Raw genomic sequence first — 15,680 nt, 5'->3', positions numbered from 1 at the left:
CCGGATTTGGAGGAACGCGATGAAGACTGTCTGGAAGAAGAGCATCTTGGCGCTGGCAGGCGTGGCGAGCGTGACCGCGATGGTCACCCCGGCCGAAGCGCGACCGCGCTATTACGGCGGCTATGGCCGACATCATCATGGTGGAGACTCCACGGGCGCGGCGATTGCGGGCGGTATTGTCGGCTTGGCGCTCGGCGCAGCCATCGCGTCGAGCAGCAATCGCGACCGCTATTACGATGCACGTTACGACCGCCGCGACTATCGCGGCTATGACCGTGGCTATTATGATCGCGGCGATTATTATCGTGGCTATCGCGGATATGGCTATGGTGACGATGGATACCGCCATTGTCGCACCGATCGTTATTATGATGATTATCGCGGCAGCTGGACTACAATTCAGCGCTGCGACTGATCACTCCCATGCAAAAAAGGGCGGAACCGCGAGGCTCCGCCCTTTTTTGCGTTCCAGCGTCATCGCGGCTGAGCGGCGCTAGGCCGCGATATCGTACGGGACGATCTCTCCGGACAGATACAGGTTGCGCGCCTTCGACCGGCTGAGTTTGCCCGAACTGGTGCGTGGCAGGGTGCGCGGCGGCACGAGTTCGACAACGCAGTTCATGCCCGTAATCGCGCGCACCCGGTCACGGATCTGGTCGCGCAGCTTCGAGCGCTCCTCATTGTCCGATGTCCGGCAATGCACCAGCACCGCAGGCGCCTCCTCGCCGCCCGGCGTAGTGATCGCGAAGGCGGCAATATCGCCCTGCTTGAAGCCGGGGAGCTGCTCCACCGCCCATTCGATATCCTGCGGCCAGTGGTTCTTGCCGTTGATGATGATCATGTCCTTGGCGCGACCGACGATGTAGAGATAGCCGTCGGACAGGTACCCCATGTCGCCGGTATCGAGCCAGCCATCGATCAGGCAGGCATTCGTCGCCTCCTCGTCCCGGAAATAGCCGATCATCAGCGACGGCCCGGTGGTCCACACCTTGCCGATCTGCCGTTCCGCCAAAATCGACCCGTCCTCGTCGCGGATCTCAACGCGCATATCCTTGGCCGGCTTGCCACAATTGACGATCGCCCGGTAGCGCTGCGGACGTCCCTCGGCCGCGTCGCCGCCCGACAGGTCGGTTTCCTCGACCAGTTCGACGATGATCCCTTCGCCCGGTGGCATGATGGTAACGGCGAGCGTCGCCTCGGCCAGGCCATAGCTCGGCAAGAAGGCGCGCGGTGAGAAGCCCGCATCGGCGAATGCATCGACGAAGCTCTGCATCACGTCCGGGCGGATCATGTCCGCGCCGTTCCCCGCGAGCCGCCAGCGTGACAGGTCGAACCGGTCGGACGCCTTGGTCTGGCTCGACATGCGGCGCGCGCAAATATCGTAACCGAAGGTCGGCGAATAACTGATCGACGTGCCCTCGTTGCGGCTGATGAGATCGAGCCACGCCAGCGGCCGCCGCGCAAAATCCTCGGTCTTGAGATAATCGGTCGACACCTGGTTGGCGACCACCGACAGGAAGCAGCCCACCAGCCCCATGTCATGGTACCAGGGCAGCCAGCTGATGCAACGGTCGCTGTCCTGCAGCTGCATACCATGGCTGTGCGCCGACAGGTTGCTGAGCAGCGCATGGTGGGTCACCGCGACACCATGGGGAAAGCGCGTCGATCCGCTCGAATATTGGAGATAAGCAATGTCATCCGTGCTCGCCTGCGGCAGCGGTCCGGCGGGCGCTTCGCGCGCGATGAAGCTGGTATAATCCATCGGCTCCACCGACTGGAGCCGCGCAGCCTCGCTCGCCATGTCGGCGAGTTCCGCAGGGTAGAACAGCATCTTCGGGTCACAGCTCGACAGCTGCACGACCAGCTGGTCGATATAGCTTTCCTTGCCCCCGAAGCTTGTAGGGAGCGGCAAAGGCACAGGCCAGGCGCCTGCGTAAACAATGCCGAAAAACATCTGCGCAAATTCCGGCCCGGTCTCCGCGACCAGAGCGATCCGGTCCTGCGGGCGCACGCCATGGGCGACCAGCCGGTGCGCGCAGGCGAGCGCATCCTCGCGCAGTTCGCGATAGGGATAGGGGTGAGTCAGGGTCCCCCGCGGATCATGGAAATTGAGGCCACGCTGCCCCTGTGCCGCGTAATCGAGTGCCTCGCCCAATGTGGCGAAATCCGAAAACCGGCGCGGAAGGCTGTCTATCGTCGGCGTCGGCCGCAGCGCTTGCGCAGCATCATCCACCGACGAAGGCCGCTCAGCCGCCAAAATATCCTGCGTTTCCGTCATATTGGTTTCACCCAATCCTGTTCTTCGTCCTCGAAACCGGCTATTTGTCCGTTTCCCAAGGATTTTGACCCAAATACCGGTCGGCTCGCGTTGAAACGCAAAAGTCCCGATATAAAATCCCTCATAACCCGCAAGGCGCGTTCAAATTCGGACCCGACTGTGGCACAAAAATGGCGCATGGCACGATCACCCGCCCGAAACAAGCGCCCGCCCCTGTCCGAAGGGCAGCTGCGCGACCTCGCCCTGCACTATGTCGGGCGCTTCGCGACCACGCGCGCGCGGCTCGCAACCTATCTTGCGCGCAAGGTGCGGGAAAGGGGATGGGAGGGCGATACGCCGCCCGATATCGACGCGATCGTGACGCGAATGACCGACCTCCAATACATCGATGATGCCCAATATGGCGTGATGAAGGGGGCGGCAATGGCCCGGCGCGGCCTTGGTCCCCGGCGCATCCGTGCCGGCTTGCAGGCCGATGGCATAGATGAGGTAGATCGTCAGGGTGCCGAAGCGCAGGCGCGTATCGACGCGTGGGATGCCGCCGAAACCCTCGCCCGGCGCAAGCGCGTAGGTCCCTATGCGACCGCGCTTGCGGATCCCGCCCAGCGCCAGAAACAGATCGCGATGTTCGCGCGTTCGGGCCATGACTTTGCCACAGCGTGCCGCTGGGTCGACGCGGCACCCGGCGAAATTCCGGAACGGGACGAAGGATGAGGCAAGGAACTGCGCAGAATTTCATCGCTGGCGTGGCCTTATGCCTCGTCGCACTTTCCGGATGCAAGGCCGCGCCCGAACGGCAGCCTTCGGCACTGTCGCAAGCGATGCCGACGGTTCCGCTCGTCATCCAGCAGGGCGACCGGGGGGTTTCGTCCTCGTCCTTCACCGTCGAAATCGCGCTGACCCCCGCCCAGCAAGAGCGCGGGCTGATGTTCCGAAAGTCCGTGCCGGACAAGGGCGGCATGCTCTTTCCCATGGATCCGCCCCGCACCGCCAGCTTCTGGATGAAGAACACCCTTATTCCGCTCGACATTATCTTCATCCGCACCGACGGGACCATCGCGATGATCGCGGAACAGACGACCCCGCATTCGCTTGCTCCCATCTCCGCAGGCATCCCGGTCGCCGCCGTGCTCGAACTGCGCGGCGGGCGTTCGCGCGAGCTTGGTCTGGCGGTGGACGATCGCGTGTCGTGGGGCGCCTGCACTGCGCGGCCTGTCAGCACGCGACCAACAACCACGACGCCTGACAATTTCTGCCCCGCGCCCTGAACCCCCACGGCACATCCGACTTGCCAATGCCCCCGCCAAGGCGCTAAACGGACGGCCATGGGACTCTTGATGAAAATCTTCACCTGGTGGGACGGCGCCACCATCGGCACCGCGCTCTTTTCGGCCCTGAAGGGCAGCAAGGTCGGGGAAGATCACATGGGCAATGTCTATTTTCAGGGCGGCAAGGACGTCCACGGCAACCCGCGCCGCTGGGTCATCTACAATGGTGCGAACGACGCAAGCCGCGTCCCGGCTGAATGGCACGGCTGGCTGCACAACACGATCGAAGGCACGCCGGAAAGCAATCTGCCGCCGCCGCGCATCTGGGAAAAGGACTATGTCCCGAACCAGACCGGCACCGCCAACGCCTATCGCCCGACCGGGTCGATCGAAAAGGGCCGACATCGGCAGATGGCGACCGGCGATTACGAGGCTTGGAGTCCCGACGCATCATGATTCTGCGTCCGGCGGGGCGGCCAAGGCTTCTCGCCCCCCCGTCCCTCCTGCTGCTCGCGTTCCTGCTGTCGTCCTGCGGCGGCCCTGATCCGCAGGATATGCCCGACGCAAACCGGTCCCGTGCGGTGGCGGAACGATCGGACAATGCCGCGATCCGCACCGTGGCTTCCGCCGCGCTGACCGGAACGCCAATGCAAGAACGCGTCGCCATCGTCGGCCTGCTCAACAAACGCAACGGCATCACCCGCGATCTCCAGATGAAGCCTGGTCAGGCGCTGCGCGTCGGCGACGCCATTGTCCGCCTGCGTGCCTGCGAGCAGACCGCACCGTGGGAAAATTTTCAGGACACCGGCGCTTTCGTGCAGCTCGATGTGCGCAGCAACGCCGACAACAAATGGCGGCGCGTCTTTTCCGGCTGGGTGTTCAAAAACCGTCCCGACCGCAACGTCGTTCAACACCCCATTTATGATGTCTGGGTCAAAAGCTGCGCGATGGCCTGGCCCGAAACGGGTCCGGACACGGTGAAGACCGGGGAAGGCGGCACGTCCCGTTCCGCTTCTGGTTCGGCAAGCGGATCAAATGCGAGCGATGCCGCGGCCCCCTCCGCCGAGGCAAACAACGCCCCGGCGTCGCCCAGCGGCACGCCCTCAACCGCTGCGGACAGCAACGACAGATAAGCCTTTTGCCGCATCTCGATCGCGCCGAGCGATCGCAGATGGCTGGTCATGAACTGGCAGTCAAGCAGGGTGAACCCTGCAAAGCGCAGCCGTGCGACCAGCCACGCCAGAGCCACTTTCGACGCATCGGTCGCACGCGAGAACATGCTCTCGCCGAAGAACGCCCGCCCCAGCCCCACGCCGTACAGGCCACCCACCAGCGCGCCGTTGGACCAGCACTCCACCGAATGGGCGAAGTGCAACTCATGGAGCCGCCCATAGCTCTGCTCGATCGGGCCGTTGATCCACGTCGTCGGCCGGTCGGGCGCCGCTTCCGCACACAGCTTCACCACCTCGCCGAAGGCCCGGTTCGCGGTAACCTGGAACTGGCCAGACCGGATTGTTTTCGCCAGCGAGCGCGACAGATGAAACCCATCGAGCGGCAGGATCGCGCGCTTCTTCGGCTCTACCCAGAACACCTCGTCGGTATCGCGATCGTCCGACATCGGGAACAGGCCCATCGCATAGGCGCGCAGCAGCATGAACGGATCGATGAGCATGGCGGAAGCTTAGTGCATCGTGCGGAAAAGTGGGAACCGGTTTTCCACTTAAACAACACGACAATAAAAAAGCCCGACCAAGGCCGAAATTCCCGTGTCTTGCCCGCTGCCCGCGGGTCCACTCATCGCTTGCACTGGCGCGCGGGGGGCGGTAAGGACGCGCCTTCGCCGCGCAGGAGTGTAGCTCAGCTGGTAGAGCGTCGGTCTCCAAAACCGAATGCCGGGGGTTCGAGTCCCTCCACTCCTGCCAAAAACTTGCTTCCTTCGGGGCGCCGGTCTATGGCGGCGATCATTGGTCGCGAAGCGGCGGCCTTTTCCGGCCCACCAGGCAGGAAGAGGCGTGACGCTTCGCGGTTTTGTTGTTTTTGTTTATTGGGTTGAGCAGAGTGGCCAAGACATCTCCCGGCGATTTCGTCCGTCAGGTTCGCGCAGAGGCATCGAAGATTGTCTGGCCGACGAATCGCGAGACGTTGGTCACGGCGGTGATGGTTGTCATCATGACATCGCTGCTGGGCCTGTTCTTCTTCGGGATCGACACCTTCTTCGGATGGGTCGTGAGGTTCCTGTTGTCACTGGCGACCGGTCAGGGCTGACGCCCCCGGATAACGGAGTTTTGGACGAACATATGGCGCGCTGGTACATCATTCATGCCTATTCGGGCTTCGAGAACAAGGTCCGCGAATCGATTGTGGCCGAAGCGGAGCGCATGGGCCTCACGCAGCTCGTCGAATCGGTCGAGGTTCCCACCGAGACCGTGACCGAGGTGCGGCGTGGCAAGAAGATCCAGTCGGAGCGGAAATTCTTCCCCGGCTACGTCCTCGCCAAGCTGACGATGACCGACGACGTCTACCACCTCGTGAAGAACACGCCGAAGGTGACGGGTTTTCTGGGGTCGATGGGCAAGCCGCAGGCAATCAGCGAAGGCGAGGCCGCGCGCATTCTCAATACCAAGGAAGAAGCCGCCGCCGCGCCCAAGCACAAGGTCAGCGTCGACTACGAGATCGGCGATTCGGTCAAGGTGCTCGATGGTCCGTTCGCCAGCTTCAACGGCGTGGTCGAGGAACTGGACTTCGAAAAGAGCCGCGTGAAGGTGTCGGTGTCGATCTTCGGTCGCGCCACGCCGGTCGAACTCGATTTCGAGCAGGTCGAGTTGGCGAAGTAGTTTCACGTCACCCCGGCGCAGCCCGGGGTCTCGTGCATTGGGCCGTTCCCTTGCGGCCTGAGATGCCAGCCTCCGCTGGCATGACACATAAAGGGAAACAGTGCGGGAGGGGGAGCGATCCCCTGTCTGACCGCTAAACTTGAACCGGGCGAACCTTCGGGAACGCCCATCTACAGAGTGAGTGAACATGGCTAAGAAGATTACGGGCTATATCAAGCTCCAGGTGCCCGCGGGCGCCGCCAATCCCTCGCCGCCGATCGGCCCTGCTCTGGGTCAGCGCGGCGTCAACATCATGGAATTCTGCAAGGCGTTCAACGCAGCGACCGACAAGCAGGAAAAGGGCACGCCGCTGCCTACCATCATTACCGTCTATGCCGACCGCAGCTTCTCGTTCGTCACGAAACAGCCGCCGGCCACCTATCTCATCAAGAAGGCGATGAACCTGAAGTCGGGTTCGAAGGAGCCGGGCAAGGTGTCTGCCGGATCGATCAAGCGTTCGCAGCTCGCGGACATCGCGCAGGCAAAGATGGTCGACCTCAACGCGAACGACATCGAAGCCGCAACGAAGATTATCGAAGGCTCCGCTCGCGCGATGGGCCTCACCGTGGTGGAGGGCTAAGACATGGCAAAGCTGACCAAGAAGGCCAAGGCTCTGGCCACGACCATCGATCGCGAAAAGCTGCACGGCGTCGATGAAGCGCTCGCGCTCATCAAGACCAACGCGACCGCGAAGTTCGACGAAACCGTCGAAGTCGCGATCAACCTGGGCGTCGATCCCCGCCATGCGGACCAGATGGTGCGCGGCGTCGTCACGCTGCCCGCAGGCACCGGCAAGGACGTACGCGTCGCCGTGTTCGCCCGCGGCGACAAGGCCGAAGCGGCGACCGCCGCCGGTGCCGATATCGTTGGTGCGGAAGACCTGCTCGACAGCATCCAGGCGGGCAACATCGATTTTCAGCGCGTCATCGCGACGCCGGATATGATGGGTCTCGTCGGCCGTCTCGGTAAGGTGCTCGGTCCAAAGGGCCTGATGCCGAACCCGAAGCTCGGCACCGTTACCCCGAACGTCGCCGAAGCCGTTAAGGCCGCCAAGGGTGGCCAGATCGAATTCCGCGTGGAAAAGGCTGGCATCATTCACGCCGGTCTCGGCAAGGCCAGCTTTAGCGAAGCCGACCTGCGCAAGAACTTCGATGCGTTCGTCGACGCCATCGTGAAGGCAAAGCCGTCGGGATCGAAGGGCAAATATGTCCGCAAGATCGCCCTGTCGTCCTCGATGGGCCCGGGCGTAAAGATCGACGTGGCCCAGGTCGGCGGCGTCATCTGACCCGACCGATCGCGTCCATTAAAAGACCCCGCAGAGGCAACTCTGCGGGGTTTCTTTTTGTCGGCCTTGCCTAGCGATCGGCAGACGATCAAGTGTCCTTGGAACGATAGCCAAACGCCTGCCGTGCCAGTTCGACTACGGCTGGGTCGGCGTCGGGCATGTGCATCGGCACGAGCTTTTCCAGCCGGTCAGCAATCGCCGTCAGCGCCGCGATGCGCCCCGCTTTGCGATCGTTGCCGTCGATGACATGCCAAGGCGCCCAGCGCGTGTCCGTCTGTTTGAACATGTCATGCAGCGCATCGAGATAGGCGGCACGCTGACTGCGATTGCGATAATCCTCCGCCCCCGTTTTCCACCGCTTCCAAGGGTCGTCCAGCCGCTCTGCGAGCTGCTTGTCCTGCTCGTCCTGCGTCACATGCATGAACAGCTTGACAATGGTCGTGCCGCCATCGATCTGCTGCGCTTCGAACTCGTTGATCTCGTCATAGGCGCGCTTCCAGTCGCGCTCGCTGCAGAATCCCTCGACCCGCTCGACCAGCACCCGGCCGTACCAGCTCCGGTCGAAAATGCCGATCTGCTGACAGCCGGGCAGCTTGGTCCAGAACCGCCACAGGAAATGCCGGTCTTTTTCCTCCGGCGTCGGCGCACCGATCGGCCAGACGTCGTAATAGCGCGGGTCCAGCTCCGCTGTCATCCGCTTGATGACACCTCCCTTGCCGGACGCGTCCCAGCCCTCGAACATCACGATGCTCCGACGGCGGTGAACGATGTGCGCAACCTGCACGCGCGACAGCCGCTCCTGGACGGCTTTCAGCGCCTTGTCGTAATCACCGTCGAACTTCTTGCCCTGCTCGTAGTCCTTGAGGTCGATCGTCATCTTCAATCCCTTCAGCGGGAAGACGGATCAGCTTTTCGTCTGTTCCACCACGCGGATGTTGAGTTCGCGCAGCTGTTTCAGTTCCGGCACGCTCGGTGCTCCCATCAACAGATCCTCGGCCCGCTGGTTCATCGGGAACAGCGTCACCTCGCGAAGGTTCTGCGCGCCGCACAGCAGCATGACGATGCGGTCCACACCGGCCGCCATGCCGCCGTGCGGGGGTGCACCATACTGGAATGCGCGATAGAGGCCGCCGAAGCGATCCTCCACATCCTGCTGGGACAAGCCGACAAGCTCGAACGCTTTGACCATCAGTTCGGGCGACTGGTTGCGGATCGAACCGGATGCAATCTCATAACCGTTGCACACCATGTCATATTGAAACGCATTGATCGACAGTGGATCGGAACCATTGAGCGCGTCCATCCCGCCCTGTGGCATGGAAAAGGGATTGTGGGCAAAGTCGATCTTCTTCGCGTCCTCATCATATTCATAGAACGGGAAATCGATGATCCAGCACAGCTCGAACCGATCCTTGTCAATCAGGTCGAGCTGTTCTCCGACGCGAATGCGGGCAAGACCGGCGAGCTTGGCCGCCTGCGCTTCCTTGCCCGCGGCAAAGAACACGCCGTCATTGGGGCCAAGGCCGAGCGCGGCAACGAGCTTCGCGGTCGCCTCCTCGCCATGGTTCTTGGCGATGGGACCGCCGGGCACCCCATCCTTGATGTTGATATAGCCCAGACCCGAATAGCCTTCCGAGCGTGCCCAGTTGTTCATGTCGTCGAAGAACTTGCGGCTGCCCGCTCCCGCTCCGGGGGCGGGAATAGCCCGGATTACTGCACCGCTTTCGACCAGCGAGGCGAAAATGCCGAAGCCCGAACCGACGAAATGCTCGGTCACGTCCGTGATGAGGATGGGGTTGCGCAGATCCGGCTTGTCGCTGCCATATTTCAGCATCGCTTCGGCATGGGGGATGCGCGGGAAGCGGCCCGCCGGGGTGACAGGCTTGCCGTCAGCGAATTCCTCGAATACCTGCGCTATCACCGGCTCCATCGTGTCCCACACGTCTTCCTGCGTCACGAAACTCATTTCGAGGTCGAGCTGGTAGAATTCACCGGGCAGACGATCGGCACGCGGATCTTCATCACGGAAACAGGGCGCAATCTGGAAATAGCGGTCGAACCCGGCAACCATCAGCAGTTGCTTGTACTGCTGCGGCGCCTGCGGCAGGGCATAGAACTTGCCCGCGTGAATGCGGCTGGGCACCAGAAAGTCGCGCGCGCCTTCCGGGCTGGAGGCGGTGAGGATCGGCGTCGAATATTCGGTGAAACCCGCACCCTCCATGCGACGACGCATATCGGAAATGATCTTCGTACGCTTGACAATGTTGGCGTGCAGCCGCTCCCGACGCAGATCGAGAAAACGATAGCGCAGGCGGATATCCTCGGGATAGTCCTGCTCCCCGGCAACCGGCAGGGGCAATTCCTGCGCCGCCGACAGCACGACCGCATCGTCCGCGCGGATTTCGACCGCGCCCGTCGCAAGGTTGGGGTTTACCGCTTCCGGCGCGCGCGCAACCACCCGACCGGTAATCGTCACAACGCTCTCCGCGCGCAGCGACTCGATCACCTGGAACACCGGGCCATCCACCTCGGTCACGATCTGCACCATGCCGTAATGATCGCGCAGGTCTATGAACACCAGATCGCCATGGTCGCGCTTGCGATGTACCCAGCCGGAAACGCGGACCGTCTCTCCAACATGAAAAGGGCTGAGTTCAGCGCATTTATGGGTGCGATACAGGTGCATGATCTTCGTTTCTTCCAACCGCGTTCGGGAAATGACAAATGGTGTTTACCGGGCTATGGCCAGTGTTTCCCTTTGTTTTGGGAAGCCCTGACCGCGTCATGCCCTTAATGTGATCGAAGACCATATGCAAATTCATCCGCTGATTACCACGAGCCAGGATCTTGCCGATTTATGCGAGCGCCTGGCGCGTTCGCCCTGGGTCGCGGTCGACACGGAATTCATGCGGGAAAACACCTATTGGCCGGAGCTGTGTCTGGTCCAGATCGCGGATGACAACGAAGCCGCCGCGATTGATCCCAAGGCTTCGGGCATCGACCTCACCCCGCTGCTTGACCTGATGGTCAACAACGAAGACGTGCTGAAGGTTTTTCATGCGGGCGGGCAGGATCTCGAAATCGTCTACAACCTGACCGGCAAGACCCCCTTCCCGCTGTTCGACACGCAGATCGCGGCGATGGCCTTGGGCATGGGGGAGCAGATCGGCTATGGCAATCTCGTCGAATCCTGGCTCGGCGTCTCGCTCGACAAAGGCGCGCGCTTTACCGACTGGGCGCGCCGCCCGCTCGACAAGCGGCAGATCGACTACGCGATCGGCGATGTCACCTATCTCATCCAGATGTTCCCGATGATGCTCGAAAAGCTGCGTGCCACCGGCCGGGGCAACTGGCTTGATCAGGAGATGGAGCGCATCGGCGATCCGCGCAATTACGAGAACAACCCCGATGACGCGTGGAAGCGCGTCCGCGTGTCCAGCAAGAAGCCGGACGTGCTCGGCCGCCTCAAGGCGCTGGGCGCGTGGCGCGAGCATGAATCGCGGGACAAGAACCTGCCGCGCGGACGCATCATGAAGGACGAGACGATGGCCGACATCGCGTCCCACCCGCCCCGGCATCAGGACGATCTGGCCAAGGTGCGCGGCCTGTCCGCCAACTGGAAGACGAATGACATCGGCCGACGGCTGATGGATGCTCTGGCGTCCGCGCAGCCGCTGCCCCGCGACGAAATGCCCGATCGCGATCCCCGCAAACCCGGCCTCGGCAAGGATGGCGCGCTGGTCGCCGATCTCCTCAAGCTGCTGCTCAAGATCCGCGCGAAGGAAATCGATGTGGCGCCCCGTCTCATGGCGCGTACGGACGACATCGAAATGCTGGCGGCGGGCGTGCGCGATGGGCTACCCATTCTCGACGGCTGGCGGTTCGAGGAATTCGGGCGCGATGCGCTCGATCTGGTCGAAGGGCGTCTGGCCTTTGCCGTCATCAACGGTCGCTTGAAGATGACACGGACGGAGAAGGTATGAAGCACGCCCCCCTTGCGGCAATGATGCTGCTGGCCACAGGTTGCACGCCTGCCGCCCCGCCTCCGTCCTCACCACCTCCGGCAGCCAACGGGCCTTCCGAAGAATGCCGCGGCGAAGCCCTCGCGTTGTTCATCGGCCAGACGGCCTCGTCCGAAGTCGCCGCGCGTATGATGCAGGCGTCGGGCGCACGCACCCTGCGCTGGGTCGCGCCGGGAATGGCAGTGACCATGGATTATCGCGCGGACCGGCTGACGGTCAGCTATGACGCGGCAATGAAGATCGATCGCGCCAGTTGCGGCTGATCTATTCCGCTATGGTAATACGATAGTCGTAGCGGAGTGCAGCCGCGAGCATCTTGAGGCGCCGCTGCACTGACTCGCCCTGCAGCGAGGCGTAGTCACGTGGCAAGTGCAGCGCGATGACCTTGCCATCCAGAACGAGCCGACATTCGCGTAGCGGACCCGCCACGCCGCCCGACAAACGTTGCGCCAGCCGGATGGCCAGCCCCCAATGCACTGCGCGCTGGAGCGCGGGAGCGTTGGCGTCGCCGGCCAGCTTCGCGAGCTCGGGTACAACCGTCGCTCCGCCGCCAAAATTGCCATGGAGCGCCTGCGCCAGCATCGCGCGACCCGCCACGTCGATGCCGACCCAGTTGCCGTGCAGCGCGATCTCCATGCCCCGCTCCGCGCGGAAATCCGGGTTCGCGCGCCAGCCGACGTCAGCGAGCAGACAGGCGGCACGACGGATCCGTTTCCATTCCGGCGGATCGCTGGCAAACAACGGCTTGATCCAGTCATCTATCAGGCGGCCATGCCCCGCGAACCGTCCCTGGCTCTCGCCCTCCGCCTCAGCCGCCGCGAGCAGCGGGTCGAGCATGCGATCTTCGGCTGACAGATCCTGATACAGCAAGCCTTCCCGCAAGCCATGCGCGGACACGACGAGGTGCGAACTGTTGACGCGCCCGACAAGGGCCGCCAACAGCGCTGCCGCGTCGGCCAACGTCGCCGCGCGAGAGCTGGATATGGTGGGGATGGACTTGAGGCTTGCCTTTGACCGGTGCGAGGCAACCCGGAGCAGATAGGTCGCGTGCGTGCGCGGCATGCTGTGATGATGGATGATCGGCAATGAAACCTGGTTGAGCTGCATGTCGAGATGCGCCAGCGCGCGCCACGACCCGCCCACCATGTAGAAAGGAAGCCCGGTGTCTTCCTCACGCCAACCCGCCGCCTTCAACTGCTTGCTGAGCGTTTGGCGCAGCGCGTCCTTGCCGCGCTTGCGGATCGCGCCGAGGCGCAGGACGCCCAGAGGCAGTGACACAACCTGATGCACCGCGCCGTCCCTGATCCGTGCCAGTTCCAGACTGCCCCCACCCAGATCGCCGACAATGCCGTCCGCTCCGGGAATGGCGGACAGCACGCCATAGCCCGCCGCCTCGCCTTCCTGGCGACCGGACAGGATCTCCACCGCCAGCCCGGCTTCACGCTCCGCACGCGCGATCAGCTCATGGCCGTTGGTCGCATCCCGTACCGCCGCCGTCGCCACGCAGCGCAGCCGGTCGACACGCATTTCCCGGCACAGGGCGGCATAGCGCACCAGCGCGAGCAGCCCGCGCTCCATCGCTTCTGGTTCGATCCGCCCGGTCTGTCCCAGCGCCGCACCCAGTCCGGCAAGCACCTTTTCGTTGAACAGGATAACGGGACTGCGCGGAGCCCCATCATACACAACGAGGCGGACGCTGTTTGACCCGATGTCGATAATCGCACGCCGTCGCACCGCTTGCGCGTCGCCGCTCACAGCAATGTCGTCCTCGCGCACCCGGCGCATCGTCACAAGGCTACGCAAGGCCATCCTGTCAGCTGCGCCGTCGCAGGCTGAGTTTGGGCACCGCGCCGCCATGGCCCTGCGCGGCGCCACGGCCGGAGAGCGACGGGTTGGTCATGAAATAGCGGTGCAGGTTGAAGGGCTTGTCGCCGGGCGGCACGCGCGCATAGCGCCCCTCACTATCCAGCACCCAGCTTTGCTCGGTATCGATCAAATTCGCCACCATCACCTGATCGAGCACCTGATCGTGCACCGTTTCATTCTCGATCGGCAACATATACTCCACACGCCGGTCAAAGTTGCGCGGCATCCAGTCGGCCGACGCGATGAACACATTTGCTCCATTATTGGGGAGCGCCTTGCCGTTGCCGAACACCGCGATGCGGCTGTGCTCCAGAAAACGCCCGACCACGGATTTGACCCGGATATTCTCCGACATGCCCGACACGCCCGGCCGCAGGCAGCAGATGCCCCGCACGATCAGCTCGATATTCACGCCGGCATTGCTGGCCGCATAAAGCTTTTCGATGATCGCCGGGTCGACGAGTGAATTCATCTTCGCCCACACCGTCCCCGGCCGCCCAGCCCGAACATGCTCGATCTCCGCATCGATCAGTTCGCACAGCCGGTCACGCAGGTCGCGCGGCGACATGGTGAGCAGTTCAAGTTCGGTCGGTTCGACATAGCCGGTAATGTAATTGAACACCGAAGCCGCATCCCGCCCGATCCGTGGATCGGCCGTGAAGAAGCTGAGGTCGGTGTAAATCCGCGCCGTGATCGGATGATAATTGCCGGTGCCGAAGTGGCAATAGGTGCGGAACTGGTCCGCCTCACGCCGTACGACCATGGAAATCTTCGCGTGGGTTTTCCAATCAATAAACCCGTAGACGACCTGCACCCCCGCCCGCTCCAGTGCGCTTGCCCAGAGGAGGTTCTGCTCCTCGTCGAACCGCGCTTTCAGCTCGACCACCGCCGTCACGGATTTGCCCGCCTCCGCCGCGTCGATCAGCGCGCGGATGACCGCCGACTGCTTTCCCGCGCGGTACAGCGTCTGCTTGATCGCAACGACATCCGGATCCGCCGCCGCCTGTTTCAGGAAGGCGACGACGACGTCGAAACTCTCATAAGGGTGGTGGACGATGATGTCCTTGGCGCGAATGGCCGCGAAACAGTCCCCGCCATATTCGCGAATGCGCTCCGGGAATCGCGCGGCATAGGGTTCGAACTTCAGGTCTGGCCGATCTTCCTCGACGATCCGGTCAAGATCGCCGATGCCGATCAGTCCATCGATCTCGGCAATCAGCGCATCGCCGCCCTGCATCATATCCTGCAGCATTTCCTCGATCGCGTCGGGAATGCCCTGCTCGACTTCGAGCCGGATGACGCGCCCGCGCTTGCGCCGCTTGATGGCGCTGCGGAAATAGCGGACGAGGTCTTCCGCCTCTTCCTCCAGCTCGATATCGCTGTCGCGCACAATGCGAAACACGCCGCTGTCATTGACGGCGAAGCCAGGAAACAGCCGGTGCGAATAGCGCCGGATGACCGTCTCCAACGCCATATAGCGCGCCGGTTCGCCCGGTATCCGCACGAAGCGCGGCAGCGACGACGGGATCATCACCAGCTCGCGCACATTCTGCTTGTCGGAATTGCGCACCAGATCGAACACGATCGACAGACCGAGGTTGGGAATGAACGGAAAGGGATGCGCGGGATCCAGCGCCTGCGGGGTTAGGATCGGGAAGATCTGCGTCGTGAAATGCTCGGCAAGCCACGCTTCCGCATCCGCGCTCAGCGGCTCGAGCCCCACGACCTCGACTCCGACCTCGGCCAGTTCGCCGCGCAGCACATGCCACACCTGCTGCTGCTCGCTCATCAGCAGGTCCGCTTCCGCCTCGATTGCGGCGAGTTGCTGCGCAGGGGTCAGCCCGTCGGCCGAGCGCAGATCGACGTTTTCGAGCTGCTGCCCCTTGAGACCCGCGACGCGCACCATGAAGAATTCGTCGAGATTGTTTCCCGAGATCGACAGGAAGCGCAGGCGCTCCAAAATCGGGTGCGCGCGGTTGATCGCTTCTTCCAACACGCGACGGTTAAACGCCAGCCACGACAGCTCGCGGTTGAAATAGCGATCGCTTCGGGTAGCGAAACTGCTGCTGGGATCGGCTTCGGACACGT

At 62.9% G+C, this 15,680-nt stretch carries 16 protein-coding genes, 1 tRNA gene and 1 pseudogene; 12 read left to right on the top strand and 6 right to left on the bottom strand.

The genetic code is table 11. The annotated features are described in order from the left end of the window. Positions 1-19 precede the first annotated feature (19 nt). Positions 20-415 (top strand): hypothetical protein, encoded by a 396-nt coding sequence (locus FHS92_RS14130; protein WP_184081386.1) that lies wholly within the window; start codon positions 20-22, stop codon positions 413-415. 78 nt (positions 416-493) lie between these two features. Here FHS92_RS14130 and FHS92_RS14125 read toward each other — a convergent pair whose 3' ends face one another. Then, positions 494-2,278 (bottom strand): fatty acyl-AMP ligase, encoded by a 1,785-nt coding sequence (locus tag FHS92_RS14125; protein WP_184081385.1) that lies wholly within the window; start codon positions 2,276-2,278, stop codon positions 494-496. A 177-nt stretch (positions 2,279-2,455) separates the two neighbouring features. Between FHS92_RS14125 and FHS92_RS14120 the strand changes: the two genes are divergently transcribed. The 4 genes and pseudogenes from FHS92_RS14120 to FHS92_RS18680 form a co-directional block, all read left to right on the top strand. Beyond that, positions 2,456-2,992 carry a regulatory protein RecX gene (locus FHS92_RS14120; RefSeq protein WP_184081384.1) on the top strand — a complete coding sequence of 179 codons (537 nt, stop codon included), beginning with the start codon at positions 2,456-2,458 and terminating at the stop codon, positions 2,990-2,992. Then, positions 2,989-3,546, top strand: a complete 558-nt coding sequence (locus tag FHS92_RS14115) for a DUF192 domain-containing protein (RefSeq protein ID WP_184081383.1) — start codon at positions 2,989-2,991, stop codon at positions 3,544-3,546. The genes FHS92_RS14120 and FHS92_RS14115 overlap by 4 nt, the downstream gene beginning before the upstream one ends. A gap of 57 nt (positions 3,547-3,603) precedes the next feature. After that, on the top strand, positions 3,604-4,002 hold the full coding sequence (locus tag FHS92_RS14110) for an NADH:ubiquinone oxidoreductase subunit NDUFA12 (RefSeq protein ID WP_184081382.1): 399 nt from the start codon (positions 3,604-3,606) through the stop codon (positions 4,000-4,002). After that, positions 3,999-4,430 (top strand): annotated as a pseudogene (locus FHS92_RS18680) (DUF2155 domain-containing protein); the annotation flags it as partial. The gene FHS92_RS14110 and the pseudogene FHS92_RS18680, both read left to right, overlap by 4 nt. A 35-nt stretch (positions 4,431-4,465) precedes the next feature. Here the strand turns inward: FHS92_RS18680 and aat are convergent. Continuing rightward, positions 4,466-5,218, bottom strand: a complete 753-nt coding sequence (aat, locus tag FHS92_RS14100; RefSeq protein ID WP_184081381.1) for a leucyl/phenylalanyl-tRNA--protein transferase — start codon at positions 5,216-5,218, stop codon at positions 4,466-4,468. A 174-nt stretch (positions 5,219-5,392) separates the two neighbouring features. Between aat and FHS92_RS14095 the strand changes: the two genes are divergently transcribed. The 5 genes from FHS92_RS14095 (at position 5,393) to rplA (ending at position 7,704) form a co-directional block, all read left to right on the top strand. Beyond that, positions 5,393-5,468 (top strand) — tRNA-Trp (locus tag FHS92_RS14095). Positions 5,469-5,604: 136 nt separating this feature from the next. Continuing rightward, positions 5,605-5,811, top strand: coding sequence for a preprotein translocase subunit SecE (gene secE / locus FHS92_RS14090; protein WP_184081380.1), 207 nt, complete (start codon positions 5,605-5,607; stop codon positions 5,809-5,811). Positions 5,812-5,843: 32 nt separating this feature from the next. Then, positions 5,844-6,380, top strand: coding sequence for a transcription termination/antitermination protein NusG (gene nusG, locus FHS92_RS14085; RefSeq protein WP_184081379.1), 537 nt, complete (start codon positions 5,844-5,846; stop codon positions 6,378-6,380). Between the two features lie 187 nt (positions 6,381-6,567). Next, positions 6,568-6,999 (top strand): 50S ribosomal protein L11, encoded by a 432-nt coding sequence (gene rplK, locus FHS92_RS14080; RefSeq protein ID WP_184081378.1) that lies wholly within the window; start codon positions 6,568-6,570, stop codon positions 6,997-6,999. Between the two features lie 3 nt (positions 7,000-7,002). Beyond that, positions 7,003-7,704 carry a 50S ribosomal protein L1 gene (gene rplA / locus FHS92_RS14075; RefSeq protein WP_184081377.1) on the top strand — a complete coding sequence of 234 codons (702 nt, stop codon included), beginning with the start codon at positions 7,003-7,005 and terminating at the stop codon, positions 7,702-7,704. A gap of 88 nt (positions 7,705-7,792) precedes the next feature. Here rplA and FHS92_RS14070 read toward each other — a convergent pair whose 3' ends face one another. Then, positions 7,793-8,581: a polyphosphate kinase 2 family protein gene (locus FHS92_RS14070; protein ID WP_184081376.1), complete on the bottom strand. Its 789-nt coding sequence runs from the start codon at positions 8,579-8,581 to the stop codon at positions 7,793-7,795. 27 nt (positions 8,582-8,608) lie between these two features. Next, on the bottom strand, positions 8,609-10,390 hold the full coding sequence (gene aspS, locus FHS92_RS14065; RefSeq protein WP_184081375.1) for an aspartate--tRNA ligase: 1,782 nt from the start codon (positions 10,388-10,390) through the stop codon (positions 8,609-8,611). Positions 10,391-10,514: 124 nt separating this feature from the next. Here aspS and rnd point away from each other — a divergent pair, with 124 nt between their 5' ends. Then, positions 10,515-11,687: a ribonuclease D gene (rnd, locus tag FHS92_RS14060; RefSeq protein ID WP_184081374.1), complete on the top strand. Its 1,173-nt coding sequence runs from the start codon at positions 10,515-10,517 to the stop codon at positions 11,685-11,687. Beyond that, the gene (locus tag FHS92_RS14055) at positions 11,684-11,989 is read left to right on the top strand and encodes an I78 family peptidase inhibitor (protein WP_184081373.1); all 306 of its coding nucleotides are present in this window, start codon (positions 11,684-11,686) and stop codon (positions 11,987-11,989) included. The genes rnd and FHS92_RS14055 overlap by 4 nt, the downstream gene beginning before the upstream one ends. Before the next feature lies 1 nt (position 11,990). On the opposite strand, the gene FHS92_RS14050 is transcribed toward FHS92_RS14055, so the two are convergent. Next, entirely contained in the window at positions 11,991-13,535 is a 1,545-nt protein-coding gene (locus FHS92_RS14050) for a Ppx/GppA family phosphatase (RefSeq protein ID WP_246352012.1), read from the bottom strand. A gap of 4 nt (positions 13,536-13,539) precedes the next feature. Next, positions 13,540-15,678: an RNA degradosome polyphosphate kinase gene (locus tag FHS92_RS14045; RefSeq protein WP_184081372.1), complete on the bottom strand. Its 2,139-nt coding sequence runs from the start codon at positions 15,676-15,678 to the stop codon at positions 13,540-13,542. Positions 15,679-15,680 lie beyond the last annotated feature (2 nt).

Source organism: Sphingobium subterraneum, assembly GCF_014199435.1.
Lineage (GTDB): Bacteria > Pseudomonadota > Alphaproteobacteria > Sphingomonadales > Sphingomonadaceae > Sphingobium > Sphingobium subterraneum.
The sequence above is the reverse complement of the archived record's forward strand: the minus strand, read 5'-3'. Positions and strand labels throughout refer to the sequence as shown.